We start from the raw sequence: 23392 nt of genomic DNA on the forward strand, positions 1-23392 counted from the left end.
ATATTGAAAACAATAGTCCTACGACACAAGAAGAATTGGATTTATGGAAAAATGCAGCTCGTTTTAATCCAGATTATTATCCTAAATTCTATAGAGATATTTGGCCTATTTTAAGAAGACCATACGAACAAACTACTTTTACTATGGTTTTTGACCCCAGTGATGGAGGTGATCCCCACAATAGAGGTACTGGTGGTAATTTAAGTCAAACTGCACTATCACAACCTCCACAAAATGGAGAAGATCCTAATTTTAGATTGCGTCAATTTGTATTGGGAATTATGAGAAGAAGTTCGCAAACCAATGAATATGCAGTGGAAGGCAATGCTAAATCGGCAAACAAACCTCGTTTAATGCCTATGCTTTGTGGAAATAATCCGTTAACCAATGTTTCTCCAGATAAGTTTTTAGCCATGCGCCCAACACAGTTGTTTTTCTTAAAACAATGGGCAGCAGGGAAATTTGTTAATGAATGTCAGGAATGGGAAGAAGGAAACCCTACATGTTCTAATCCTTGGGCGTTCCCACCTACAACCGGAATCGGTATCGATAGAGGTGTTTTAGGTAATGCCGTTGGAGGTGCTTTTTGTCCGGGTGCAGAAATGACATGGATTATGAAAAATCCAGCTATTTATAGTGAACCGTATCGCATTAAACATGCGACCTATGTTCCAGGAGCATTAAGTATACCCAAACCAATTGCAGATAAAGATGGAAGTACAGCTCCCAATCTTAAAGCAGGTTTAGAGCCAGGTGATTTAACCAAATATATTGGAGTGCCTTGGCAAGCAGATTTCCATGAATGTACCGATCAAAATGTGGATGTAACCTTTGAAAACTGGAATAATATCTATCCAGATTCAACGGGAGATCCTGTACAACAGCAAATAGCCTATAATATTCCTTGGTGGCCAGCACACAGACCTATGGTTGTATTTGAATCATTAAACGGACCACAAGTGTATTGGGCTTCAGGCATTCCAGATAATAATGCGGGTGATTTACAAATGGTTCAAGCTTGGAAAGACTTAGGCTTCATCGTATCAAGTGGAGAAGGCAATAACAAACAATTTTATCAAGTAGAACGTAATAATGAGGCTTTAGGAGAACCAGTGCAACCTGGAAACCGCATTTTAGGTCTTGATGATACCCGTTCAAAATCAAAAAAATAAACAATATGAGCACAACAAGAAATGGCGTACCAGAAGTTCTTACCGGACTATGGACGTATAGAAGTTTTTTAAGTAATCCAGACGTAACAGCTGATTTTGACAGTTTAGAATTCGGTCGCGGCACCATAAAAATTAATGAAGGTCCCATGCAAACCTTTGATGGATTGATATTTGGTCGGGGTTGGGAATTGAAATTAACCGGTTCCATTGGATACGGTAATCCGTTTACGGTTCAATTTCAAGGAAAAGGAGTAGTAGGAGGAGCGGAATGGATTTATAATTATGTGGGTTATTTTGTACCCAATTGGGTTAATGGAGTAGATCAGAGACCTGCAATAGTTGGTACGATTGTTAGGGTTATACCACATCCAACAGGAGCTGATGGAAATTCAACTGCACCAGCTGGGGTGGTAGCCCAATGGATAGCTGTTAAACAAGATGAAGTTTAAGTAACGATGAGGTATGATGTAATCATAATAGGAGCAGGAGTGGCAGGTTGTGCTACCGCATTGGCTTTAAAAAAAGTGAATAAAGGACTTACAATAGCTATTATGGAACGTAGTACATCATCCGAAAATGTTTTAAAAATAGGGGAAACATTGCCTCCTCAAGCTTCAAAGCAATTGCAAAATTTAGGCGTTTGGGAGGCATTTTTACAATGCAACTTTTCTTTGTCTTATGGAACTTCTTCTTTTTGGGGTTCTCCAGAGGTGTATACTAATGAATATATTTTTTCTCCTTATGGTTATGGCTGGAATTTAGATAGAAATGCGTTTGATCAATTTATGATTGGTCAAGCTAAAGAAAAAGGAATCGTATTTTATTGGAATGCTAGTTGCAGTAATTCGTTACGTCAAAACAATCATTGGACTTTACAATGTGAACACTATCGCGATAAATTGACTTTAAATGCGTCTTTTGTGGTTGATGCAAGTGGCAAAAAAGCCGCTTTTTCTATACTACAAGGCTCGCAAAAAATAAAAGAAGATAAACAAGTAGGAGTATACCGTTTTTATGATATGAAACCAGCTAATAGCTCAAAAATAAAACAAGGTATTGTTGTGGAGACAGATATTAATGGTTGGTGGTATAGTGCTACCTTACCGAATCAGAAATTAGTTTTGGGTTATATGACTGATTCTGATCTTGCTATTGATTTAAAAATGAAGTCAGAAATTAACTTTGAGGCCCAATTAATGCAATGCAATAGTACAGCAAATAGAGTAGCAAATTTATCTCCAAAAATGGCACCTTTTTTAGTAGCCGCGCAAACTCAATACTTGGATTCATCTGTAGGAGAAGGGTGGTTAGCTGTAGGTGATGCGGCTTCTAGTTATGATCCCATTTCTTCTTTAGGTATCTATAAGGCTTTGGTAATGAGCCAATGGGCTAGTTTTGCTATCGTCGATTATTTAAATAATGAAGCTATTGGATTGAAAAAATACAATACATTAGTAAAGCATGATTTTCAAATGTACAGAGAGAAAAGAAAAACCTTCTATTTACAAGAAAAACGTTTTTCTGATGCTGTTTTTTGGAAAAGAAGACATGAAAATAAATTATAAACTAAAAACTAACTAACATGAAACAAAAAAAACATTTATTTAAGATTTCAATCTTATTTGTTACGGTTTTTTTTATCTCTTGCGATAAAAAAACTGATAGATATGATAAAATTGAACAACCATTTGAATTAACAGCTACTATTCCAGTTGATGTAAACCCAGAATTACAGGAAAAATTAAAGAAACAAGGAGATATTTATCAATTGAATGAAGCATTTAATGAGTATAGTTGGAAAGCTATTGTAGCCATTTTTTGGCCACGAGATAAAGAAGGAAATCCAAAACCAAATTTTACTGATGAAGGGAAAGCAACCTGGTTAGGTTGGAAAGAAGCATCACAAGTATACAGAAAGGATGGAGGTACACCTGCACCTTGGGAAAGTCCTAGGGTAAAAGCGGGCTACAATCTAACGGCTAATATGTTAGAAGAAAGTACAGTAAGAGTCTTTTTATCTTCTGAAACACCAACTCATAAAATTAAATCTAAAAATGTAGCAGATGAGACAGATCAGGCTTTTGCGGGAGAATTATTTGATCAAAATGGGAATGTAGTATATTATGAAGTTTTGATGAATAAAGAAGAGTTTGATTATGTTGTTGCAAATAAATTATACAACATTAACGGTCAAATTGCATTTTCTCAAAATGGAACGATAGCAAATTTTCCTGCGGGGGATTATGCAACGACCACTTTAGGAGCTGTAGAGATTAAATTTGCTTGGAAAATTTTAACTGATACAGATCATAAAGAGCGTTATTATAAAAATTTTGGGTATGTTTTTGATACTTCAGGAAATTTAGTAAAGAAAGAGTTAGGAATGATAGGATTTCATATTAGTCAAAAAACACCTACAGGAAAACAATGGGTTTGGTCTACGTTTGAGCATATTGATAATTTAGATCAAAATGTGATGGAAAAAGAAGGAAAAAGAACTGTAATTCATCCTTCTTTAACCAATCCAGAATGTGAAATATGCCCAGTAAATGTTGATGTTACCAATGGTGGAACGACTTATAAACACAATACAGGTAAACACGGTGATTATTGGACTATTTCTGGAGATTCTACTGATAAATATTTTGCCAATAGTGATATTATGAAAACACAGGCAAAAAGAATGGTTGATATTCCTGTACGTGTACAACAGATTAATCAAAAAATTCAAAAGTATTTTAAATCCATAAATAGTGTGTTCCAATATTATCAATTAATTGATACACAATACCCTTTAAATCAAAATATACCACCTAATTCACATACAGAAGAAGGCTATAGATTACCAGGATCTGTTACCAATAAATCGGGAGGAGAACCTAATATTGCACTACTGACAAATATTACGATGGAAACCTTTTTTCAAGGAGGAAATCAGTCTGCTTCAAATTTAATGGAAGCCAATCCATCTAGTGATATTACTATTTTCGGGACAGAAAGTTGTGTTGGATGTCACTCTAGCGCAGGAATTTATGATGGAATTAGTAATGGTCAATTTACAACAGGAGATCAGTTGTCGGGAGATTTTAGTTGGTTACTATCACAAAGAGCAGAATGGGATGAAAAAGTACCAAGACCCATAACACCTGCTAAAAAGTAAGAAAATTTAGTTATTGTCTGTTTATACTAACTTAATTAGTTAGCTATGTTTTCTCAAAAAAGGGTACTTTACATTTAAACTGCTAAAGTACCCTTGAGAAATATAGAAATAAGGAATTTTTATTACGAATGTTGGTCTTTAATAGATAGTTTTTGCAAAATTTTTATCACTTCAATAGAAGAATCAGATGAAGCACCATTTACAAAAACACCTTTTCGACCCGATTTAGATTGAATACCGTACACCCACGATTCATCATCTGGATTGGTATTTCCTTCATATCTATAAATATGATGAATTTCAAAATGGTCAGGGTTTTGTTCTATTTCATGCTCGTTAATATTAAAATCATATTCATACCCCTTTTCTTTTAATAAATTTAGTGCTTCTGCAACTGAAGCATAATGATATCTTTCTGACATAATAGTTTGATTTATACTGTTTGTATCATAAAGTTACCAATTTTACACTCATATATCTATAAAGTAATGTTAAAGTAAGTTTTAATTTATAATTTTAAAATATAAAAAATGTTGTAAGTTTGCACCGCAGACCGCCTTATCGTTCCTGTAATCAGGAGAGGAAAGTCCGGACACCACAGAGTAGCATAATGGGTAACGCCCATCCATCGAAAGGTGAGGACAAGTGCAACAGAAAGTATGTACAGGTAATGCTGTAGTGAAACCAGGTAAACTCTATGCGGTGAAATGCCAAGTATATCAACAACTCTAGCTTCGGTTAGATAAGAGCTACTCGTTCGATGTTGAAGGGTAGGCAGCTTGATTCCTTTAGTAATATTGGAACTAGATAAATGATAAGGCTCCTTTTTGGAGACAGAATCCGGCTTATAGGTCTGCTTTTTTCTTAAATTGTAGCTTTCTTTTTAAAAAATGTTATTTATACGTTAAATAATTAATTTATCATTTTTTAAGGTCTTTTTTTAATTAAATTTATAAAACCAATGTTATAAAGTAAATTATTGGAACTAAAAAGACTATAAAAAATAGACCTATGAAAACTGAAAATTTAAAAATTGAATTAATGAAACGTATTTTAGCCATCGATGATTTAGAAACTATCGAAAGCATCGCTACATTTGTTGATGAAAAATTAGAAAATACGGGAGATAAATTCTATTTTGAAGATGAAGATGAAACACAAAAAGGAATAGAAACTATTCTAAAGATGGTTGAAGAATTTAAATAATTAGAAATTTTCTTCCACATCTTCTTCATCGTATTCTTCTTCGTCAAAATCAAATTCAAAAAAAGAAAATACAGTACCACCATAACTTTTTGAAAAAGAAAAGTTTATTAGATGGTCTAGTTTAGTATGTTTAGAGTGTTCTATAATAAGCATACCTTCTTCGTCTAGAATTTTATTTTCGAAAATCTGTAAGGCAATTTTTTCAAATTCTTCTTGAGATAAGTCATAAGGAGGGTCGGCAAAAATAATATCAAATGAGGTATTACATCTTTCCAAATATTTAAAAGTATCCGATTTAATTGTTGCAATATCTAAATCTAATTCTTGAGATGTTTTTTTTATAAAAGTAATACATCCCATATCAGCATCAATGGCAACAATAGAATTACTACCTCTTGAAGCAAATTCATATGCAATATTTCCAGTTCCAGCAAACAATTCTAAAACTTTTAATCCATTGAAATTGAAGTAGTTGTTAAGGATGTTAAATAAAGCTTCTTTTGCCATATCTGTGGTAGGACGCACGGGCAATTTTTTTGGAGCTTGAATTCTTTTTCCTTTATGTTTTCCAGAAATTATTCTCATGAATGAAAAAGTATAAAGTTATTTCTAATTTCTTCTTCGGATTGATCTAATATGGACACCCAATTAGTTGTATTTAATAATTGACAATTTCTAATAAATTTATATACCATTTTATAATAATCATCAGTTTTAGTAATATTTCCAAACAAATGTAAGGTTATCGTTTCTGGACTAAGTTGTAATTGTTCGTAAGTAAAAAGTATATAATAAATAAAATCTTCAGGAGTGGTATATTCAAAAGAATTAAAAAGCAGTAATTGTTGATTTTTAACTACAACAATTTCAAAATGCCCTTTTTGAATATGTACAAAAACTTCCTTTTCATTATTACCTATTGAAATATCAAGCACTTTTTTAACTAAAATCGAATTTACGTTTTTATAATCAAAAGAAGTATATTGATCTAATAAGAAATTGTTAATATTTACATATGGTACATGTATATTATTAATATTATAATTCTCTATTTTATCAAACATAAAGAAGTCATTATCAAATACTTTTACATTATACTGAAGATAACTTCCTAAGAAGTTAGCATCAAAAAGAACATCTGGCACAAAGGTATTTAAGGTATTATCATGTAATACTACAATTTCATCATAAGCATTAGTTAAAATGGTATAATCAACAAACACTTTCCATAATTGTTCTTCAATAACATTGCTATTAATGTAGCTTACATTATTATAGGCAATTACCTTTTTTGTAATTAAATCGAAGACACAAAAAGAAAGTCCACTCAGAGAAACCTGAATGGACAACTTTTTATAATTTTTTGTTGTAATATCGTTACTCGTTATTACCATATCTTTTTGGCCAATTTCCTGTTAGTGTAACGTCCACTAAAGAACCTAGGATTACTTTGTCACCATTAATTTCGTTAATATCTTCTACTTTGTTTTCTTGAGCTAATAATTCTTGATCAAGATCAGCTAAAAGAGCGTTTTTGTCTATAGTAGCTTCTAAAACTGGTAATTTTGTTTCATTTCTGTAAACAAAACCAGTTTTCATCTCTACAGGAACTTCAAAATCTTTAAATTTTACTGAACTTAAATTTTTATATCTCTCATTACCTTTAAAAAGAGAATCTTTAACAGTTACTGTACCTATTTTATTAATGATTACTGTATCTTTAAAGAAACCACCTGAACCAGTTTGATCCACTATAATGTTAAAAGCTTTATTTTTTTTACGGTCTATGATGGTAGTATCTTTTCTGGTAATAATATCAAAAGTACCATTATCTATAAAAGAAACTAATTTATCGAATGAATCTGCATATTCTCCATTCACTTTTTTGTAACCTAATTGCGCTTTCTTAAGATCAATTAATGTTTGTACAGCTACTCTGTAACGCTCATTTTTAGCTTCATCGAAACGAATTGGTTTCATTACTGAATTATAAATAAGATATGCTAGAAAAAAACTTGCAGCCCAAAGAAGTATTGAAACAACTGGTCTGGCACCACTTGGTAAAAATTTATCTATCAATTTAACCAAGGCAAAAGCGACAAGGCAAGTGCCAATAATTACGGAAAGGATTAGTAACATTTATATTTAATTTTTTAGTTATATGGTACGCAAATCTACAATTTTTTTTTCTTCTCGAAAGAATTTCTTAAAAAAATCATCAGTATATTTGAAAAATTATATAGGCCTATATTAAGAAATGATGAATTCTTCCCTGTTTTACAAAACATTACGTACAAATTTTCCATTCGAACCAACCTTAAAACAAGATGTTTTTTTTCAAAAAGTTGCTGATTTTGTATTAAATAATAATACCGATGAGATTTTTATTCTAAAAGGATATGCTGGAACAGGAAAAACAACAGTTATTTCTACTTTAGTAAATTGTTTAAAAGAAGTTAATAAAAAGTATGTTTTATTAGCTCCTACAGGAAGAGCTGCCAAAGTAATTAGCAATTATGCACAAAAATCGGCATTTACAATACACAAACGCATTTATTTTCCAAAAAAGAGTCAGTCTGGTGGTGTTTCTTTTACGTTACAACAAAATAAGTTTAAAAACACAGTTTTTATTGTTGATGAATCATCTATGATTTCAGATACTTCTCAAGAATCAAAATTATATGAAAATGGATCTCTATTAGACGATTTAATATATTATGTGGATCAAGGTGTAAATTGTAAACTTATATTTATAGGAGATACCGCTCAGCTGCCACCTATTAATTTAGAGGTTAGTCCTGCACTAGATAGTGATAATTTGTCTTTGCATTTTAGAAAAGAAGTGCAACAAATAGAATTAGATGAAGTTATGCGTCAGGCAATTGCTTCGGGTATTTTATTTAATGCTACCGAATTAAGAGAGGAATTAAAATCGCATTTTGTAGAACGATTTGCCTTTCAATTGCAAAATTTTAAAGATATCATTCGATTACAAGATGGTTATGAAATTGAAGACGCTATTTATCAGTCTTTCGAAAAAAATGGTGTAGAGGAGACTGCATTTATTGTACGTTCTAATAAGCGGGCTAATCAATACAACCAACAAATTAGAGCTAAAATTTTAAATAGAGAAGGAGAATTAGCAACAGGTGATTTACTAATGGTGGTAAAAAATAATTATTTTTGGCTGAAAGAAAACTCTGATGCTGGATTTATTGCCAATGGCGATATTATTGAAGTATTAAAAATTAATACTATTCAAGAATTGTATGGTTTTAAATTTGCTAAGGTGACTATTAGAATGATTGATTACCCAAACCAACCTTCTTTTGAAACCATGTTGCTTTTAGATACAATAACTAGCGAATCTCCTTCTTTAACATATGAAGAATCTAATCAACTTTACCAAGAAGTAATGAAAGATTATGAAGAAGAAAAACAACAATACAGAAAATTTTTAAAGGTGAAAAATAATCCTCATTTTAATGCATTACAGGTTAAATTCTCTTATGCAATGACTTGCCATAAATCGCAAGGGGGACAATGGAATACTGTTTTTGTAGAACAACCTTATTTACCAAATGGGATAGACAGAGATTATTTAAGATGGTTGTATACAGCTGTTACTAGAGCAAAAGAAAAATTATATTTGATAGGTTTTAAAGAAGAAAGTTTTGAAAATTAAATTAGAAATGAATTCATTATTTTTTTAAATTAAACTGTATTTTTGAACTATATTTAAAGTAAATGAAAATAATAGCTGTTATTCCTGCACGTTACGCATCTACTCGTTTCCCTGCCAAATTAATGCAAGATTTAGGAGGAAAGACGGTCATTTTAAGAACTTACGAAGCTGCTTTACAAACTCAATTGTTTGATGATGTATTTGTAGTGACTGACTCTGAACTTATTTATAATGAAATAGTTAGCAACAAAGGAAAAGCGATAAGAAGTACTAAAGAACATGAAAGTGGTAGCGATAGAATAGCGGAAGCAGTTGAAAATATGGATGTTGATATTGTAATTAATGTACAAGGAGACGAACCTTTTATAGATGCTGAACCACTTAAAAAAGTGATAGAGGTATTTAAAAATGACACTGAAAAAACGGTTGATTTGGCTTCTTTAATGTTTGAAATAAAGGAGAAAGAAATAATAGAAAACCCTAATAATGTAAAGGTAATTACCGATCAAAATGGTTTTGCATTGTATTTTTCTCGTTCCGTGATTCCATTTCCAAGAGAAGAAAATGTAGGTGTTCGTTATATGAAGCATATTGGTATTTATGCTTTTAGAAAAGAGGCCTTATTAGATTTTTATCGTTTACCAATGTTGTCTTTAGAAGCTTCTGAAAAATTAGAACAATTGCGTTACCTAGAATATGGAAAACGTATCAAAATGGTAGAAACTTCGCATGCCAGTATTGGTATAGATACGCCTGAAGATTTGGAAAAAGCAAGATCTATAATAGCAAAGATGAAATAAGAAAATGAGAAAAGAATTTTCGCTAATTGGTTTAGGTATTGCTAGTTGGCTCGGAATAATAAGCATAGCCTATACCATTCGACTGATTTTAATTGACTTTTTGATTATTGCTAATATAAAATTTCCTTATATTCATTTATCCTATGAACTTTTTTATACTAGTCTATTTATTGGAATATTTTATTTTTTTTTAAATTATTTAAAAACTAAAAATGATTTAAATTATAGTAAGTTAGCTCAAAAATGGGTGATTTTTTTTATTTTAGTACAAATGATTCAATTTTATTGGACATTAGAAATAGGAGATTATATTCTCGAAAATTATCATGATAATTGGAGTAGTTTTAATAATTACAATAAAAAAACGATTTTGAATCTACATGCCTACAGCATTGGAGAAGTTTTAAGATACCTAGGTCTTGCACTTTTGATTTATAAATTTATGAAGGACTAACTTCTTTTTTCAATAATAATAAGTTGGTTATAGTGTTCCACTTTTGAAAATGTTTTGCAGTAAAAATTTTCATTGTCAAACTGTTTAATAAAATTATTATTTCGATCTATATTTTTTTCATTTAAAATCATGGTATTAAATAAGATAAAGCCATTTATTTGAAGTAATTGTTTACAATAATCAACAAATTCTTTTTTAAATAAAAATGATGGCATTGAAGCATCTTCAAAAATATCTATAATGATTAAATCATATTTTTGAGTTTCTCTTTTTACAAATTCTTTAGCATCAGTAATAATGGTTCTGTAATTTTTAATTTTATGTAAACCAAAGAAACGATTCGCAATTTCAATACTATTCTCATCAATTTCAACACCAATAATACTGCCTTTAAATTGAATTTCATCCACTAAAGTCTTAATAACGCTTCCTCCAGCCACACCAAGAACTAAAATAGAATCCATTTTTTTAATTTGGTCATAACCAATGGAAATCAATCCTTTACGAAGTACTTTCTGTAAACTACCATAAGAATAATTTGTGTTTTTTGAATCTAAAACTAATTTTCCATTATTCCATGATACTTCTAAAGACTGACTAATTAAAGATGATTTTTCATAAATTCTAATCGGAAGTATATAACTCAATAAGCGTTTAATCATATAAAAAGTTTCGAATTGTAAATATAATTTTAATTTTACATCAAATTAGCATCTATGAAGCGAAAAATATATCAGTTTCTTTTTACAACAATTTTTGGATGGAAAGTGGAAGGTTCTATTTCACCAGAAATAAAAAAGTGTATCGTTATTGCAGTACCACATACAAGTTGGTGGGATTTTGTTATTGGCGTTTTTGCTAGAGGCATTATTCATGTTGAAATTAATTTTTTAGCTAAAAAAGAACTGTTTGTTTTTCCGTTTAATTATTTTTTTAAATGGATGGGAGGAGCACCATTAAACAGAGGTAAGAAAGAAAATAAAGTAGAAGCTATTGTAAAAATTTTTTTAGAAAGAGAAATTTTTAGATTAGCCATCGCTCCTGAAGGAACACGTAAGAAAGTAGAAGAGTGGAGAACTGGATTTTATTATATGGCATTAAAAGCGAATGCACCTATTATTCCTGGTGTTTTCGATTATGGAAATAAAAAGGTAATTTTTCATAAACCCTTTTATCCAACAGGAAATATTACGGAAGATTTAAAAATTTTGCATTCTTATTATAGTGGGGTTTTAGGTAAGTTTCCAGAAAAAAGTTTTCATCCAAAATAAAATAAAACCAGGATTTGTTTTTTTTCGTAAGTATATTTGAACAAACATTTAAAAAATGCCTTATGAAAAAAACAATTTTATTCTCCGTTTCACTTTTAACTACATTGGTATCTTGTAATCTAGACGAGACAGTTTATTATGATAATGTACCTCAAGTTAAGATATTTACTTCTAGTAACACTTCAGGTAAAATTTCTTATACCAATTTACTAGCTAACAATGCAGCTACTTTTTCATTATCTGTTAATGGTACTGATAATGACGGAATATTTTATGACAATGATGCCGATGAAGTTATTGTCGCATCAAGAACGAATAATAGACTTGAAAGATATTCAGGTTTAAAAAATAGCGTAAGTTCAAATGTAGATAATTTAACCTTAGATAATTTTAGTTCCAATACAGATTTTACCAATCCTAGAGAAATAGCGGTTACGGGTGATAAAATTATTGTTACTCAAGATCAAGCAGCCAGTAATGGAAATACAAATAAATTATTTGTTTATCAAAAAACAAATAGTGGGTTTACATTGTTAAATCAATATACGGTTGATTTTAAGTTATGGGGCATTCATGTTAATGGAAATGATTTATATGCAATTGCAGATTTGACCAGCGATTTAGTAGTGTTTACTAATTTCTTCTCTTTACCATCTGGCTCTATTACTCCTACTAAACGAGTAACTATTGAAGGACTTACCAGAACACATGGTATTACTTTTTCAAACCAAGATAATGTAATGATTCTAACAGATGTGGCTGATGCAGCAAGTGATTCAGATGGAGGAGTTGTTATAATTAATAATTTTACGAATGTGCTGAATTCAACTTCAAATATGGGAACAATTGCTATGAATAACCAAATTAGAATTTATGGATCAGAAACTATGTTAGGAAATCCTGTGGATGTAGCTTATGATTATGTAACAAATAGAATCTTTGTTGCAGAAAGAGCAAATGGTGGAGGAAAAGTATTAGCCTTCGTTTACCCAACAGTGTCGGGTAATTTAGCACCAATTTCATCAAGAACCGAACTTGGTGTAGCTGGAATTTATTTAGTTAGAAAATAATAATATAATGTTTTTTTGAATTAGTACTTTAGTTGATTGTAGAAAGCGTTATTCTTAATTGAATAACGCTTTCTTTATTTTTTAGAGGTATATTTTTTAAAAGTACCATCAGTATAGAAAAAAACAATATAATCAACATCTTGCTCTTGAAAGTTCAAATTTTCAATATTTGATTTTTTTAGAGAATTATTTTCAAATACGGGAGTATTTACATTTGAATCTATTTCGCTAAATAAATCTGTTGAATTATTCAATACCTTTTTTTCTTCTTGTACTTCTTTAATTTGATTTTCAAAAATAGGGGTAACATTTTGTTCTTCAATTTTACTTACAGATTTTGGAAAAGTTCCCTTACCATTCAAAATCCAATATAAATCTACATCAGGAAAAATTTCAATTACTTTAAGTATAAAATCTAAACTTGGTTTATTTCTACCAGAGAGAAGATGAGATATACTAGAACGTTGTACATCAATTTTATCTGCAAATGCAGAGGCAGATAGACCATAATAATCTAGAATTATCTGAAGTCTTTTTATGAAATCATCAATGTTTACCATTGTAAATTAATTAGCGTTTCAAAGTGATTACAAATGTAACAAAAAAGAATAAAACAAACAAATTCCAATAAGTTACATTTGTAAACAAAGATTTTAGTATAAAAGTAAAGATTTAAATAAAAATACTTAAATAATTGATTAACAAATATATAAACTAATTTATGTTTATAATTGTAAATTGTGTAAAACAAAAGAATAATGAGTTTATAGAACTATACAACAGTGTTTACAAAGATAAACAAACAGTATTTTTTTTATGTTTACAAATGTAAATGATAAGTTGTTTACATTTGTAATCTAATAATTAGGTATGAAAAGTTTACAATTAGCAACACAGTATTATGAATCAAATTTAAATGGTCGTTATGTAACAAATAGTCATATCAAACCTTTGTTAGATAAACTTTCAAATCATTTTGAAATACAATTTGTAGGTTTGTCTGTTCAAAAAAGAGATATTTATAGCGTTCAATTTGGAAATGGGCCAATTAAAATTTTGGCTTGGTCACAAATGCATGGCAATGAATCGACTACTACAAAAGCCTTGTTTGATTTCTTTAATTATTTATCTTCAAACGAAGATATAGCAAAAAAATGGAGTACTACTTTTACTTTATTGTGTATTCCAATTCTTAATCCTGATGGTGCAGAGGCTTATACGAGGGTAAATGCAAATCAAATTGATTTAAATAGAGATGCTTTTGCTATTACACAACCTGAAAGTAAATTGCTAAGAAGTTTATATGAACGGTTTCAGCCAGATTATTGTTTTAATTTGCATGATCAACGAACTATTTTTGGTACAGAAGGTTTTAAAAAACCAGCAACAGTTTCCTTTTTATCACCGGCTTTTGATGAAACAAGAAGCTTTAATACAATAAGAGATAAGGCAATTTCTATTATTAATTCTATGAACATCGATTTACAACAATATATACCCAATCAAATAGGGCGATTTGATGATTCATTTAATATTAATTGTGTTGGTGATTACTTTACATTTAGACAAACACCTACCATTCTTTTTGAAGCTGGTCATTTTAAAGAGGATTATTCTAGAGATATTGTTAGAAAATTTATTTTTTGTTCTTTTTGGAGTGCTTTAAATGCTATAAACGAAAACGTTATAGTTGATAATAATTTGGAGAATTACTTGAATATTTCTCAAAATTCTAAGTGTTTTTACGATTTTCTTTATAAAAATGTTAGAATTATTGATAATTCTCAAGAAAAATTAATTAACTTTGCCGCTCAATTTACTGAGATATTAAAAAATGGAAAGATTCATTTTGAAGCAAAAATAGTTCAAATTGATAATTTGGATAATTATGCGGGTCATTATGAGTTTGATGCAAAAGGAGAATTTTTTAATGCCACTTATGGTAATCAACCTGTTATTGATAAAATAGCAGATTTTTCTTTAAGTAATGGTATTAAATTTATTAATGGGGTACAATATCAACAGCTATAAACCGTTTAAATACAAATAAATTTATATAATTCTCTTATGAGTAAGTTTCGTTTAGATGAAGTTGATCATCAAATCTTAGATATGTTGATTGACAATACAAGAGTTCCGTTCACAGATATAGCTAAAAAGTTATTAATATCTGCTGGAACAGTGCATGTTAGGGTAAAAAAGATGGAAGATGCAGGAATTATTCAAGGTTCTTCTTTAACTTTAGATTATGAAAAATTAGGATATTCTTTCATTGCTTATGTGGGTGTATTTCTTCATAATACTTCTCAGACTAAGTTTGTTTTAGAAAGAATCAATCAAATTCCTTATGTAACCGTTGCACATGTTACTACTGGGAAATTCAATATTTTTTGTAAGATTAGAGCAAGAGATACAAAACATGCTAAAGAAGTTATCTTCATGATAGATGATATTGATGGCGTTTATAGAACAGAAACAATGATTTCTTTAGAAGAAAGTATTAATGATAAGAAAAGGTTAATGCATACTATTTTTAAAGAACTTTAATATTTTAACAATCCCGAGTTTTCTCGGGATTTTTTATTCTTATTATGATAACATTCAACCAAAACGAATTTGCTCCATTTTATGCAAATTACATCACGAAATCACTATTACATACAGATGTATTGGAGGGATTAAAAAAACAAAAGGAAGATATACCTTCTTTTTTTAAATCTATACCTGTTGAAAAACTAGAATATAGATATGAGGAAGGGAAATGGACACCAAAGGATATTTTATTGCATATAATTGATACAGAAAGAATTTTTTCATACAGAGCACTGCGTATTTCTCGTAATGATATGACTCCTTTATCAGGTTTTGATGAAAATGAGTATGTACCTTTTGCAAATGCAAGTACAAGAACTTTACAAAGTTTATTAGAAGAATATGAATCGGTTAGGAATGCTACATTGTCATTGTTTGTAAACTTGTCAGAAGAACAAATGTTACGAGTAGGACATGCTTCAAATAGTACAGTATCTGTTCGTGCTATAGGAAGTATTATTATTGGCCATGAATTGCATCATGTAAGCGTTATTCAAGAGCGTTATTTATAAAAAAAATAATAAAATAAAAAAGGCATGTTATTTCAACATGCCTCTTTTTTTATTAATCTTCTTCAGAATCTTCTTCTTCGTCCTCTGGTTTGTCTTCCATTTCATCTGTATCATCATCCTCGTCATCGTCGTCATCTAAATCGATACCTTTAATTGGATCTAAAACAGGTACATCTATTGTGTCATCGATATCATCGTCTTCATCAAAGTTTTCAATTCTATCAGCTAGTTTCGTACTCACTTTAACTAAGTAAATAGTATCTTCGGTGCGCACTTCTACAGCTTCAATAGCTTCATTCTTAGCGTTTTTAAAACGGATAATGTCGGATTCGTCATATCCTTCTGGAAATTTCTCAACTAGTAGTGTTAAAATTTCGTTTGTCAATTTTGCGTAATCAACAATAACTCTTCTCATTGGGTTGTTTTTATTCATAGATATTTTTCAAAAGTAATATCCTATTTCAAATTATCAAACAATTTTTGTAAAAAAAATAAAAAAAATTATTGACCTAAAATATAGGCAAAAATTAGAGGTGCTACAATAGTCGCATCTGATTCAACAATAAATTTAGGCGTATGAATATCTAATTTTCCCCAAGTAATTTTTTCATTTGGAACTGCTCCTGAATAAGAGCCATAACTTGTTGTAGAATCTGAGATTTGACAAAAATAACTCCAAAATGGAATATCATGCATTTCCATATCTTGATATAACATTGGTACCACACAAATTGGAAAATCACCTGCAATTCCACCACCAATTTGGAAGAAGCCAACACCTTTACCAGTACTGTTTTTTGGATACCAATCCGCTAACCACATCATGTATTCAATACCACTTTTCATAGTTATGGCTTTAAATTCTCCTTTAATACAATAAGATGCAAAAATATTTCCCATGGTACTATCTTCCCATCCAGGAACTACAATTGGTAGGTTTTTTTCTGCAGCAGCGACCATCCAAGAATCTTTAGGGTCAATCTCATAATATTGCTCTAAAACACCTGAATTAATCATTTGGTACATAAATTCATGAGGAAAATATCTTTCTCCTGATTTGTCTGCTCTATTCCAAATATCGTATAAATGCGATTGTAGTCTTCTGAAAGCTTCTTCTTCAGGAATACAAGTATCTGTCACACGATTATAGTGATTTTCTAATAAATCCCATTCTTCTTGAGGTGATAAATCTCTGTAGTTTGGTACCCTTTTATAAGAATTATGGGCCACTAAATTCATGATATCTTCTTCTAAATTTGCTCCAGTGCAAGAAATAATATGAATTTTATCTTGGCGAATCATCTCTGCTAATGATTTTCCTAACTCAGCTGTACTCATTGCACCTGCTAAAGTTACCATCATTTTTCCGTTATCTAATAGATGTTCTTCATATCCTTTTGCTGCATCTACTAATGCTGCAGCATTAAAATGAAGGTAATTTTTTTCAATAAATTGACTAATTGGTCCTTTACTCATTTTTGCTTTTATTTATTTTTATTATAACCTAAAATATTTAATACTTCTTCAGCATTTTGCTGTTCTGAGAACACTTCGGTTGCTATAATTCCGTTTTTGTCTCGATCAATTAATATGTGTTTGGGTTGCGGAATTAAACAGTGGTGTAATCCTCCAAAACCACCTATAGTTTCTTGATATGCCCCTGTGTTAAAAAAACCGATATATAAAGGTTTTTCTTTATTATATTTAGGTAAATATACCGCATTCATATGTTGTTCAGAATTGTAATAATCATCACTATCACAAGTCATACCTCCTAATAAAACTCTTTCGTAGGTGTCATTCCATCTATTTACTGCTAACATTACAAAACGTTTGTTAATAGCCCAAGTATCTGGTAGGGTAGTAATGAAAGAGGAATCTATCATGTTCCAATACTCTCTATCGTTTTGTTGTTTTTGGTATAAGACTTCATAAATTGCTCCTCCAGATTCACCCACAGTAAACGAACCAAATTCGGTAAAAATATTGGGAACATCTATTTCTGCTTCATCACAAGCAATTTTGATTTGATTTAAAATTTCATCAATCATATATTGATAGTCATATTCAAATGCTAAGGAGTTTTTAATTGGAAAACCACCACCAATATTTAAGCTGTCAAGAGTTGGACATTCTTTTTTAAGTGCAATATAAACTTTCATACACTTTAAAAGTTCGTTCCAATAATAAGCAGTATCTCTAATTCCAGTATTGATAAAAAAGTGAAGCATTTTAAGCTCTAATTTTTTATTTTCTTGAATTTGTTTTCTGTAAAAAGGTAAAATGTTTTTGTAACCTATGCCTAAGCGAGAGGTGTAAAATTCAAATTTTGGTTCTTCTTCAGCTGCAATTCGGATACCGATTTTAATTTTACTTTTAATTTGTTCTTGTAATAAGTCTAATTCTTCATAATTATCAATAATAGGAATGGTATTTCTATGACCATTATTGATTAATCTTGCAATATTTTCAATATATTGATCTCTTTTGAAGCCGTTACAAATTACAAATGTGTTTTTGTTGATTTTTCCTTCTTCAATTAGATTTTCTACTATATTTATATCAAAAGCTGAAGAAGTTTCTATATGAATATTGTTTTTAAGAGCTTCATTTAAGACAAATTCGAAATGAGAACTTTTAGTACAATAGCAATAGAAATATTTTGCATCATAATCATGTTTTTCCATGGCATTACGAAACCAAGTTTTGGCTCTTTTTATATTCTTAGAAATCTTCGGTAAATAGGTAAATTTCAATGGAGTTCCATATTCTTCAACTAATTTCATTAAGTCGATACCATGAAATAATAGCGTATCTTTATTTAAAGTGAATTCTTCTTGCGGAAAATAAAAAGTTTGGTTAATTAAATCGTAATATTTAGTATTCATTTTGAAAAATAAGATTTTAAAGTTTGTAAAAAATAATATGCTAACTAGAAGTTGCTTTTTTTTACACTCTAATATTTGAAAATTGAATTAAAAGTTTTTCTCTAAATGTTTTAGAAAAAACAAAGGTGTCAATAAAAGAAAAAGTAGCCCATAAAATAGATAAACTGACAGAAAAATCAGTCATACTATTTGTGCTACTATCTTTCGTAAAACGAGAAAATGGGTGTTCTTTCATTCCCACAAAGGTAAAAAAATATTGTTACCAAATAATAATCATAATATTAAAATTAATTAAGATTTATAATCTTCAAAAGCTTTGTAAATCAGATTGTTTTCACAAGTTTCATTAATTTTACAGTTACCAATTTTATCTAATAAGGCAAATTGAACGGTACCAAATTCATTTTTTTTGTCATAAATAAGTAAATCAATACAATTTTTGATGTCATTTTGATCAAAAGTTACTTTGTCATAAACGTCACTTAAAATGTATTTAATTTCATAATGTTCTTCAGGAGTTAGTAATCCTTTTTCTTTGGAAATATAGCTTTCTAAAATCATTCCAATAGCAATAGCTTCTCCATGAAGTAAGCTTTTTTTATTTTCATTTTCTAAGAAATAACTTTCAATGGCATGACCTAAAGTATGCCCAAAATTTAATGCTTTTCTAATGCCATTTTCAGTTAAATCTTGTGAAACAATCTGGTTTTTTATTTCAACTGATTGATGAATTAAATTATCTAAATCATCTGTGCTTAAATTAGATAGATTTTTTAGTTTGTCCCAATATCTTTTATCGTAAATTAAACCATGTTTCAACATTTCCGCAAAACCTGAACGCATTTGTTCGCCGGAAAGACTTTCTAAAAAATGCGTATCTATGATAACGGCTTTTGGTTCTCTTATAATCCCAATTTGATTTTTTAGATTGCCTAAATCAACTCCGTTTTTACCTCCAATTGAAGCATCAACCATAGATAATAAGGTAGTTGGTATATTGATGAAATCGATACCTCTTTTGAAGGTGCAAGCAATAAAACCACCAATGTCGGTAATTACACCACCTCCTAAATTTAAGATGATACTTTTACGATCGCCACCTAGTTCGGTTAACGAATGCCAAACTTGCAAACAGGTTTCAATATTTTTGTGTTCTTCACCAGCTTCTAGTTCAATAATTTCAATTTCAATTTCAGTAGTTAATTGAGCTAAAAAATTGGGTAAACAATAATTTGAAGTGTTTTCGTCAACAATGATAAATAATTTAGAATAGTCTTTAGGATTTAAAACAGCTTGTAAATACTCGTATCCATTTTCGTTAAAAAAAACCTGATAATTATTGGCTTGAATGGTTTGCATGGTAATAGATTTCAATTTATTGCAAAATAAGGCAATTTTTATTTAAAATTACAATGGTGTAAAGTATATTTGTAGCACTAAAACTAAGCCAAATAATGGAAAAAATATTTAATAACACAGAAGTTGCTTTTTCACTGAAAAGTGATACAGAATTAGAGAGAGCTTATTTCTTGTTTAAATTAATTGAAAGTCAACCACTTGTAAGAATAGGGACAGCGGTAACTAATTTTGCTTTAAAAGCGCATTTGCCAGTAGAAGGCTTAATTAGAAGTACTGTTTTTGATCATTTTTGTGGTGGTATAAATGAAAGAGATTGTCTTTCGGTGGTGGATAAAATGTTTACCAAAGGGGTTTCTTCTGTATTAGATTATTCTGTTGAAGGTAAAGAAGAAGAAAATCAATTTGACGCTGCTTTAGAAATGACATTAAAAACAATTGAATTTGCAAAAGAGCGTTTAGCCATTCCTTTTGCTGTTTTTAAACCGACTGGTTTAGGTCGTTTTGCATTATATCAAAAAATAGGTGAAGGTAAATCTTTTACAACTGAAGAACAAGAAGAATGGAATAGAGTAGTAGTTCGTTTTGATACAGTTTGTAAAATGGCTCATGACAAAGATGTAGCTGTTTTAATTGACGGTGAAGAAAGTTGGATGCAAGATGCAGCAGATGATTTGGTTACAGAAATGATGCGCAAGTACAATAAAGAAAAAGCGATTGTTTTCAATACCTTGCAATTGTATCGTTGGGATCGAATGGAATATTTGATAAAACTAAATGCCATTGCCAAAGCTGAAGAATTTTATGTAGGTATGAAATTAGTACGAGGAGCCTATATGGAAAAAGAAAATGCTAGAGCAGAGGAAAAAGGATATAAATCACCTATTTGCCATAGCAAACAAGCCACAGATGAAAATTATGATACTGCCATTATGTACATGTTAGATCATATAGATCGCATGGCAATCTTCGCAGGAACGCATAATGAGAATAGTTCGTACCGTTTAATGGAATTAATGAATGAGAGAAATATTGTTAAAAACGATTCACGTATCTTTTTCGGACAATTATATGGAATGAGTGATAATATTAGCTATAATTTGGCAGCAAATGGTTATAATGTGGCTAAATATTTACCATTTGGACCTGTTCGTGATGTAATGCCTTATTTAATACGAAGAGCAGAAGAAAATACTTCTGTTGCAGGACAAACGAGTAGAGAACTCGATTTAATTAAAAAAGAAAGAGCACGAAGAAAATTATAAAACGAAATCCCTTGAAAAAGGGATTTTTTTATGTTGTAAAATTATCGTTCATGAATTGTTTTTTGTATTTTTAGTTTACCAATAAACAACAAAAATGAAAAATACTACTTCTAATGAGCCCTTTATCATTGCAATTCCAGTATATGACGGTGTAGATTATATGGATATCGCTGCTCCAAGAGAAATATTTGGTTGGTTAGCAAAAGATCCTAGTTTTGAAAGAGATGTAAAAATTTACTATGTATGTGGAAATCAACCTACTTTTACAACCATTAACGGAGTAAAAATAGCTGTTGAAGCCACTTTTGATGACGCTTTTGTACAAAAACCACATTTAATTTGGGTTCCTGGTGGAGATGCAGATGTATTGGCAGCTATCATTTCAGACAAAGAATCGCCATTTACAGCTTATGTCACTCAAGCAGGTTCTCAAGCAGAATGGGTATGTTCCGTTTGTGAAGGAGCCGTTTTGCTTGCGAATACAGGTTTGTTAAACGGACATACAATTACGACGCATTGGGCATTTGTGAATTGTTTTGGAAACTATCCAGAAGTTAAAGTAGCTGAAGGACATCCTAGATATGTGAAATCGGGAAATAGAGTTACGGGTGGAGGAATTTCTTCCGGATTGGATGAAGCCTTGTATTTAGTGGAACTCATTGCAGGAAAAGAACGTGCTATTTCGGTGCAAAGAACGTTGCAATATTATCCTAAACCACCGGTTCATAGTAGCATACCAGAAGCAGGGGTTTGTCCTGTGTTTAATTTGGTTACTGGTAAATAAGACTATATTATTTTGATGCGAATGTATTGAGCTTTTTTATTTGTGTTTCCATCAGAAGTCCAAAAAATATTTGAGTTTATTGCTGCGAGATATAAATAGCCATCTGTATTCCAAAAGAAATCATGAGATTCTACTGGCATCCATTTATCAAAACTTACAAGAAGGACTTTTTGAATATTAGACTCATTAATACTATAAATTTCTATATCTGCTGATGTATCATAAGGGTTTGCGAAAATACATATGATCATTTTTTTGTCTGGAGAAATATAAGGGTAATCCAAGAGATTAGTTTCTTCTGCTGTTATTTTATCCACAAATCGAAAATCTGAATTTTCCCAATAAGAACCAGATATTAAATATTTATTTAAAAAGTTAATTTGTCCAATATATTCAAATTCTTGTCTTTGTTCTTCTGCATCTGGTTTGTCTGAGTAGGTAACTGTTTTATTTTGACATTTTAATTCAATAGTTCCATTTTTTTTCTTTATTTCATTGGTGTCTGCTATTAAAAAATCAATTTTCTGTTCTTTTTTACTGTTGTAAAAGTCTTTATCAATAAGTTCAATGGTAAGATATTCTTTAATTTGTTTTTCGTAATTGGATTTTACTTCTTTTTCCTTTATAATTAGATAATTGTTACTATATAAATCAGAAGAAGAAATTTTAATTTGCTCAATAGAACCTGTTTTGATCTTTGGTACATATACTTTTTCCCATTGTATGAGTTGTATTGTTTTTCCATCTTGAATAAATTCTCTACGTATTCTTTCTCTAATTCCTAGCCATATACCATTATCCTCAATAACATCTAATTTCTCAGCATACATGTAATTATGAACTGTTTTTGAGTTATTGTCTTTCTCTTGTTTGGCTTCAATATTATTTTTACTTGTAACGTAAACTTGAGAAAGAACTTTAGTGTTTTCAAAATCAATGGGTTTGCCTTTATCTATTATTTGTTCAGGGTGAGAAATGGAATCTAAATTGATATCGATATTTGTTTTTTTTGTGTTTGATTCTTTACAAGATATAAGGAATATAATGCAACTTATTAGTAAAAAAAAATAATTTTTATTCATTTTATTGATAAAAGGTAAAGGTACGTTTATTTAAGTGGTGAAATGTAGTAAAATTTATTTTATTAGAAGTATTGAAAATAAAAAAGCACGAATAA

Annotated in this window: 27 protein-coding genes and 1 other RNA gene; 16 read left to right on the forward strand and 12 right to left on the reverse strand. The window is 30.1% G+C overall.

Features of this window, described 5'->3' with window-relative positions:
• The 4 genes from CX675_RS02875 to CX675_RS02890 form a co-directional block, all read left to right on the forward strand.
• Positions 1-1172 (forward strand): LodA/GoxA family CTQ-dependent oxidase (locus CX675_RS02875; RefSeq protein ID WP_205728594.1); only part of this gene is annotated, 1172 nt, incomplete at its 5' end.
• Between the two features lie 5 nt (positions 1173-1177).
• Positions 1178-1621 carry a hypothetical protein gene (locus CX675_RS02880; protein ID WP_130733715.1) on the forward strand — a complete coding sequence of 148 codons (444 nt, stop codon included), beginning with the start codon at positions 1178-1180 and terminating at the stop codon, positions 1619-1621.
• A 6-nt stretch (positions 1622-1627) separates the two neighbouring features.
• Entirely contained in the window at positions 1628-2737 is a 1110-nt protein-coding gene (locus tag CX675_RS02885) for an NAD(P)/FAD-dependent oxidoreductase (protein WP_130733716.1), read from the forward strand.
• A gap of 17 nt (positions 2738-2754) precedes the next feature.
• Positions 2755-4332, forward strand: coding sequence for a hypothetical protein (locus tag CX675_RS02890; protein ID WP_130733717.1), 1578 nt, complete (start codon positions 2755-2757; stop codon positions 4330-4332).
• Positions 4333-4454: 122 nt separating this feature from the next.
• On the opposite strand, the gene CX675_RS02895 is transcribed toward CX675_RS02890, so the two are convergent.
• Complete coding sequence (locus CX675_RS02895; RefSeq protein WP_130733718.1) at positions 4455-4754, reverse strand: hypothetical protein; 300 nt, start codon at positions 4752-4754, stop codon at positions 4455-4457.
• A gap of 123 nt (positions 4755-4877) precedes the next feature.
• Here CX675_RS02895 and rnpB point away from each other — a divergent pair.
• Positions 4878-5196: RNase P RNA component class A (rnpB, locus tag CX675_RS02900), an RNA gene on the forward strand.
• A gap of 147 nt (positions 5197-5343) precedes the next feature.
• Entirely contained in the window at positions 5344-5538 is a 195-nt protein-coding gene (locus CX675_RS02905; protein WP_130733719.1) for a hypothetical protein, read from the forward strand.
• Here CX675_RS02905 and rsmD read toward each other — a convergent pair whose 3' ends face one another.
• Genes rsmD through CX675_RS02920 form a run of 3 tightly spaced genes read right to left on the reverse strand, consistent with a single transcriptional unit; the run spans position 5539 to position 7677 of the window.
• Positions 5539-6123: a 16S rRNA (guanine(966)-N(2))-methyltransferase RsmD gene (gene rsmD, locus CX675_RS02910; protein ID WP_130733720.1), complete on the reverse strand. Its 585-nt coding sequence runs from the start codon at positions 6121-6123 to the stop codon at positions 5539-5541.
• Positions 6120-6932 carry a DUF3822 family protein gene (locus CX675_RS02915; protein WP_130733721.1) on the reverse strand — a complete coding sequence of 271 codons (813 nt, stop codon included), beginning with the start codon at positions 6930-6932 and terminating at the stop codon, positions 6120-6122. Before CX675_RS02915 ends, rsmD begins: the two co-directional genes overlap by 4 nt.
• The gene (locus CX675_RS02920; RefSeq protein WP_130733722.1) at positions 6916-7677 is read right to left on the reverse strand and encodes a hypothetical protein; all 762 of its coding nucleotides are present in this window, start codon (positions 7675-7677) and stop codon (positions 6916-6918) included. The genes CX675_RS02915 and CX675_RS02920 overlap by 17 nt, the downstream gene beginning before the upstream one ends.
• A 121-nt stretch (positions 7678-7798) precedes the next feature.
• Here CX675_RS02920 and CX675_RS02925 point away from each other — a divergent pair, with 121 nt between their 5' ends.
• The 3 genes from CX675_RS02925 (at position 7799) to CX675_RS02935 (ending at position 10477) form a co-directional block, all read left to right on the forward strand.
• On the forward strand, positions 7799-9223 hold the full coding sequence (locus CX675_RS02925) for an ATP-dependent RecD-like DNA helicase (protein ID WP_130733969.1): 1425 nt from the start codon (positions 7799-7801) through the stop codon (positions 9221-9223).
• Positions 9224-9285: 62 nt separating this feature from the next.
• Positions 9286-10023: a 3-deoxy-manno-octulosonate cytidylyltransferase gene (kdsB, locus tag CX675_RS02930; RefSeq protein WP_130733723.1), complete on the forward strand. Its 738-nt coding sequence runs from the start codon at positions 9286-9288 to the stop codon at positions 10021-10023.
• A 4-nt stretch (positions 10024-10027) separates the two neighbouring features.
• Positions 10028-10477: a hypothetical protein gene (locus CX675_RS02935; RefSeq protein WP_130733724.1), complete on the forward strand. Its 450-nt coding sequence runs from the start codon at positions 10028-10030 to the stop codon at positions 10475-10477.
• Here the strand turns inward: CX675_RS02935 and CX675_RS02940 are convergent.
• Positions 10474-11139 carry a spermidine synthase gene (locus tag CX675_RS02940; RefSeq protein ID WP_130733725.1) on the reverse strand — a complete coding sequence of 222 codons (666 nt, stop codon included), beginning with the start codon at positions 11137-11139 and terminating at the stop codon, positions 10474-10476. The two genes, CX675_RS02935 and CX675_RS02940, sit on opposite strands and share 4 nt — an antisense overlap.
• Before the next feature lie 54 nt (positions 11140-11193).
• On the opposite strand from CX675_RS02940, the gene CX675_RS02945 reads away from it, so the two are divergent.
• Positions 11194-11748: a 1-acyl-sn-glycerol-3-phosphate acyltransferase gene (locus CX675_RS02945; protein ID WP_130733726.1), complete on the forward strand. Its 555-nt coding sequence runs from the start codon at positions 11194-11196 to the stop codon at positions 11746-11748.
• Between the two features lie 62 nt (positions 11749-11810).
• The gene (locus CX675_RS02950; RefSeq protein WP_130733727.1) at positions 11811-12818 is read left to right on the forward strand and encodes a hypothetical protein; all 1008 of its coding nucleotides are present in this window, start codon (positions 11811-11813) and stop codon (positions 12816-12818) included.
• 74 nt (positions 12819-12892) lie between these two features.
• Here CX675_RS02950 and CX675_RS02955 read toward each other — a convergent pair whose 3' ends face one another.
• Positions 12893-13378 carry a helix-turn-helix transcriptional regulator gene (locus CX675_RS02955; protein WP_130733728.1) on the reverse strand — a complete coding sequence of 162 codons (486 nt, stop codon included), beginning with the start codon at positions 13376-13378 and terminating at the stop codon, positions 12893-12895.
• Between the two features lie 310 nt (positions 13379-13688).
• Here CX675_RS02955 and CX675_RS02960 point away from each other — a divergent pair, with 310 nt between their 5' ends.
• The 3 genes from CX675_RS02960 to CX675_RS02970 are packed head-to-tail and all read left to right on the forward strand — an operon-like array spanning position 13689 to position 15922.
• The gene (locus tag CX675_RS02960; RefSeq protein WP_130733729.1) at positions 13689-14849 is read left to right on the forward strand and encodes a M14 metallopeptidase family protein; all 1161 of its coding nucleotides are present in this window, start codon (positions 13689-13691) and stop codon (positions 14847-14849) included.
• A gap of 36 nt (positions 14850-14885) precedes the next feature.
• Entirely contained in the window at positions 14886-15365 is a 480-nt protein-coding gene (locus tag CX675_RS02965) for an Lrp/AsnC family transcriptional regulator (protein ID WP_130733730.1), read from the forward strand.
• A gap of 44 nt (positions 15366-15409) precedes the next feature.
• Complete coding sequence (locus tag CX675_RS02970) at positions 15410-15922, forward strand: DinB family protein (protein WP_130733731.1); 513 nt, start codon at positions 15410-15412, stop codon at positions 15920-15922.
• A 52-nt stretch (positions 15923-15974) separates the two neighbouring features.
• Here CX675_RS02970 and CX675_RS02975 read toward each other — a convergent pair whose 3' ends face one another.
• The 5 genes from CX675_RS02975 to aroB all read right to left on the reverse strand — a co-directional run bounded on the left by CX675_RS02975 (position 15975) and on the right by aroB (position 20169).
• Complete coding sequence (locus CX675_RS02975) at positions 15975-16337, reverse strand: DNA primase (protein WP_130733732.1); 363 nt, start codon at positions 16335-16337, stop codon at positions 15975-15977.
• A gap of 86 nt (positions 16338-16423) precedes the next feature.
• Entirely contained in the window at positions 16424-17398 is a 975-nt protein-coding gene (locus tag CX675_RS02980; protein WP_130733733.1) for a deoxyhypusine synthase family protein, read from the reverse strand.
• Positions 17399-17406: 8 nt separating this feature from the next.
• Positions 17407-18810 carry an arginine decarboxylase gene (locus CX675_RS02985; protein WP_130733734.1) on the reverse strand — a complete coding sequence of 468 codons (1404 nt, stop codon included), beginning with the start codon at positions 18808-18810 and terminating at the stop codon, positions 17407-17409.
• Positions 18811-18871: 61 nt separating this feature from the next.
• Entirely contained in the window at positions 18872-19045 is a 174-nt protein-coding gene (locus tag CX675_RS19705) for a hypothetical protein (RefSeq protein WP_165395959.1), read from the reverse strand.
• Positions 19046-19101: 56 nt separating this feature from the next.
• Entirely contained in the window at positions 19102-20169 is a 1068-nt protein-coding gene (gene aroB, locus CX675_RS02990) for a 3-dehydroquinate synthase (protein ID WP_130733735.1), read from the reverse strand.
• 95 nt (positions 20170-20264) lie between these two features.
• On the opposite strand from aroB, the gene CX675_RS02995 reads away from it, so the two are divergent.
• The gene (locus CX675_RS02995) at positions 20265-21431 is read left to right on the forward strand and encodes a proline dehydrogenase family protein (protein ID WP_130733736.1); all 1167 of its coding nucleotides are present in this window, start codon (positions 20265-20267) and stop codon (positions 21429-21431) included.
• Between the two features lie 94 nt (positions 21432-21525).
• Positions 21526-22215, forward strand: a complete 690-nt coding sequence (locus CX675_RS03000; RefSeq protein ID WP_130733737.1) for a DJ-1/PfpI family protein — start codon at positions 21526-21528, stop codon at positions 22213-22215.
• Between the two features lie 2 nt (positions 22216-22217).
• Here CX675_RS03000 and CX675_RS03005 read toward each other — a convergent pair whose 3' ends face one another.
• Complete coding sequence (locus CX675_RS03005; protein WP_130733738.1) at positions 22218-23297, reverse strand: SH3 domain-containing protein; 1080 nt, start codon at positions 23295-23297, stop codon at positions 22218-22220.
• Positions 23298-23392 lie beyond the last annotated feature (95 nt).

Origin of the sequence: Flavobacterium sp. J27, from assembly GCF_004303025.1 — a bacterium.
GTDB lineage: Bacteria > Bacteroidota > Bacteroidia > Flavobacteriales > Flavobacteriaceae > Flavobacterium.

Bases quoted from the DNA above. Each gene is read 5' to 3' on its own strand.
- CX675_RS02880 (WP_130733715.1), top strand. From the start codon at position 1,178: ATGAGCACAACAAGAAATGGCGTACCAGAAGTTCTTACCGGACTATGG.
- CX675_RS02885 (WP_130733716.1), top strand. From the start codon at position 1,628: ATGAGGTATGATGTAATCATAATAGGAGCAGGAGTGGCAGGTTGTGCT.
- CX675_RS02890 (WP_130733717.1), top strand. From the start codon at position 2,755: ATGAAACAAAAAAAACATTTATTTAAGATTTCAATCTTATTTGTTACG.
- CX675_RS02895 (WP_130733718.1), bottom strand. From the start codon at position 4,754: ATGTCAGAAAGATATCATTATGCTTCAGTTGCAGAAGCACTAAATTTA.
- CX675_RS02905 (WP_130733719.1), top strand. From the start codon at position 5,344: ATGAAAACTGAAAATTTAAAAATTGAATTAATGAAACGTATTTTAGCC.
- rsmD (WP_130733720.1), bottom strand. From the start codon at position 6,123: ATGAGAATAATTTCTGGAAAACATAAAGGAAAAAGAATTCAAGCTCCA.
- CX675_RS02915 (WP_130733721.1), bottom strand. From the start codon at position 6,932: ATGGTAATAACGAGTAACGATATTACAACAAAAAATTATAAAAAGTTG.
- CX675_RS02920 (WP_130733722.1), bottom strand. From the start codon at position 7,677: ATGTTACTAATCCTTTCCGTAATTATTGGCACTTGCCTTGTCGCTTTT.
- CX675_RS02925 (WP_130733969.1), top strand. From the start codon at position 7,799: ATGAATTCTTCCCTGTTTTACAAAACATTACGTACAAATTTTCCATTC.
- kdsB (WP_130733723.1), top strand. From the start codon at position 9,286: ATGAAAATAATAGCTGTTATTCCTGCACGTTACGCATCTACTCGTTTC.
- CX675_RS02935 (WP_130733724.1), top strand. From the start codon at position 10,028: ATGAGAAAAGAATTTTCGCTAATTGGTTTAGGTATTGCTAGTTGGCTC.
- CX675_RS02940 (WP_130733725.1), bottom strand. From the start codon at position 11,139: ATGATTAAACGCTTATTGAGTTATATACTTCCGATTAGAATTTATGAA.
- CX675_RS02945 (WP_130733726.1), top strand. From the start codon at position 11,194: ATGAAGCGAAAAATATATCAGTTTCTTTTTACAACAATTTTTGGATGG.
- CX675_RS02950 (WP_130733727.1), top strand. From the start codon at position 11,811: ATGAAAAAAACAATTTTATTCTCCGTTTCACTTTTAACTACATTGGTA.
- CX675_RS02955 (WP_130733728.1), bottom strand. From the start codon at position 13,378: ATGGTAAACATTGATGATTTCATAAAAAGACTTCAGATAATTCTAGAT.
- CX675_RS02960 (WP_130733729.1), top strand. From the start codon at position 13,689: ATGAAAAGTTTACAATTAGCAACACAGTATTATGAATCAAATTTAAAT.
- CX675_RS02965 (WP_130733730.1), top strand. From the start codon at position 14,886: ATGAGTAAGTTTCGTTTAGATGAAGTTGATCATCAAATCTTAGATATG.
- CX675_RS02970 (WP_130733731.1), top strand. From the start codon at position 15,410: ATGATAACATTCAACCAAAACGAATTTGCTCCATTTTATGCAAATTAC.
- CX675_RS02975 (WP_130733732.1), bottom strand. From the start codon at position 16,337: ATGAGAAGAGTTATTGTTGATTACGCAAAATTGACAAACGAAATTTTA.
- CX675_RS02980 (WP_130733733.1), bottom strand. From the start codon at position 17,398: ATGAGTAAAGGACCAATTAGTCAATTTATTGAAAAAAATTACCTTCAT.
- CX675_RS02985 (WP_130733734.1), bottom strand. From the start codon at position 18,810: ATGAATACTAAATATTACGATTTAATTAACCAAACTTTTTATTTTCCG.
- CX675_RS19705 (WP_165395959.1), bottom strand. From the start codon at position 19,045: ATGAAAGAACACCCATTTTCTCGTTTTACGAAAGATAGTAGCACAAAT.
- aroB (WP_130733735.1), bottom strand. From the start codon at position 20,169: ATGCAAACCATTCAAGCCAATAATTATCAGGTTTTTTTTAACGAAAAT.
- CX675_RS02995 (WP_130733736.1), top strand. From the start codon at position 20,265: ATGGAAAAAATATTTAATAACACAGAAGTTGCTTTTTCACTGAAAAGT.
- CX675_RS03000 (WP_130733737.1), top strand. From the start codon at position 21,526: ATGAAAAATACTACTTCTAATGAGCCCTTTATCATTGCAATTCCAGTA.
- CX675_RS03005 (WP_130733738.1), bottom strand. From the start codon at position 23,297: ATGAATAAAAATTATTTTTTTTTACTAATAAGTTGCATTATATTCCTT.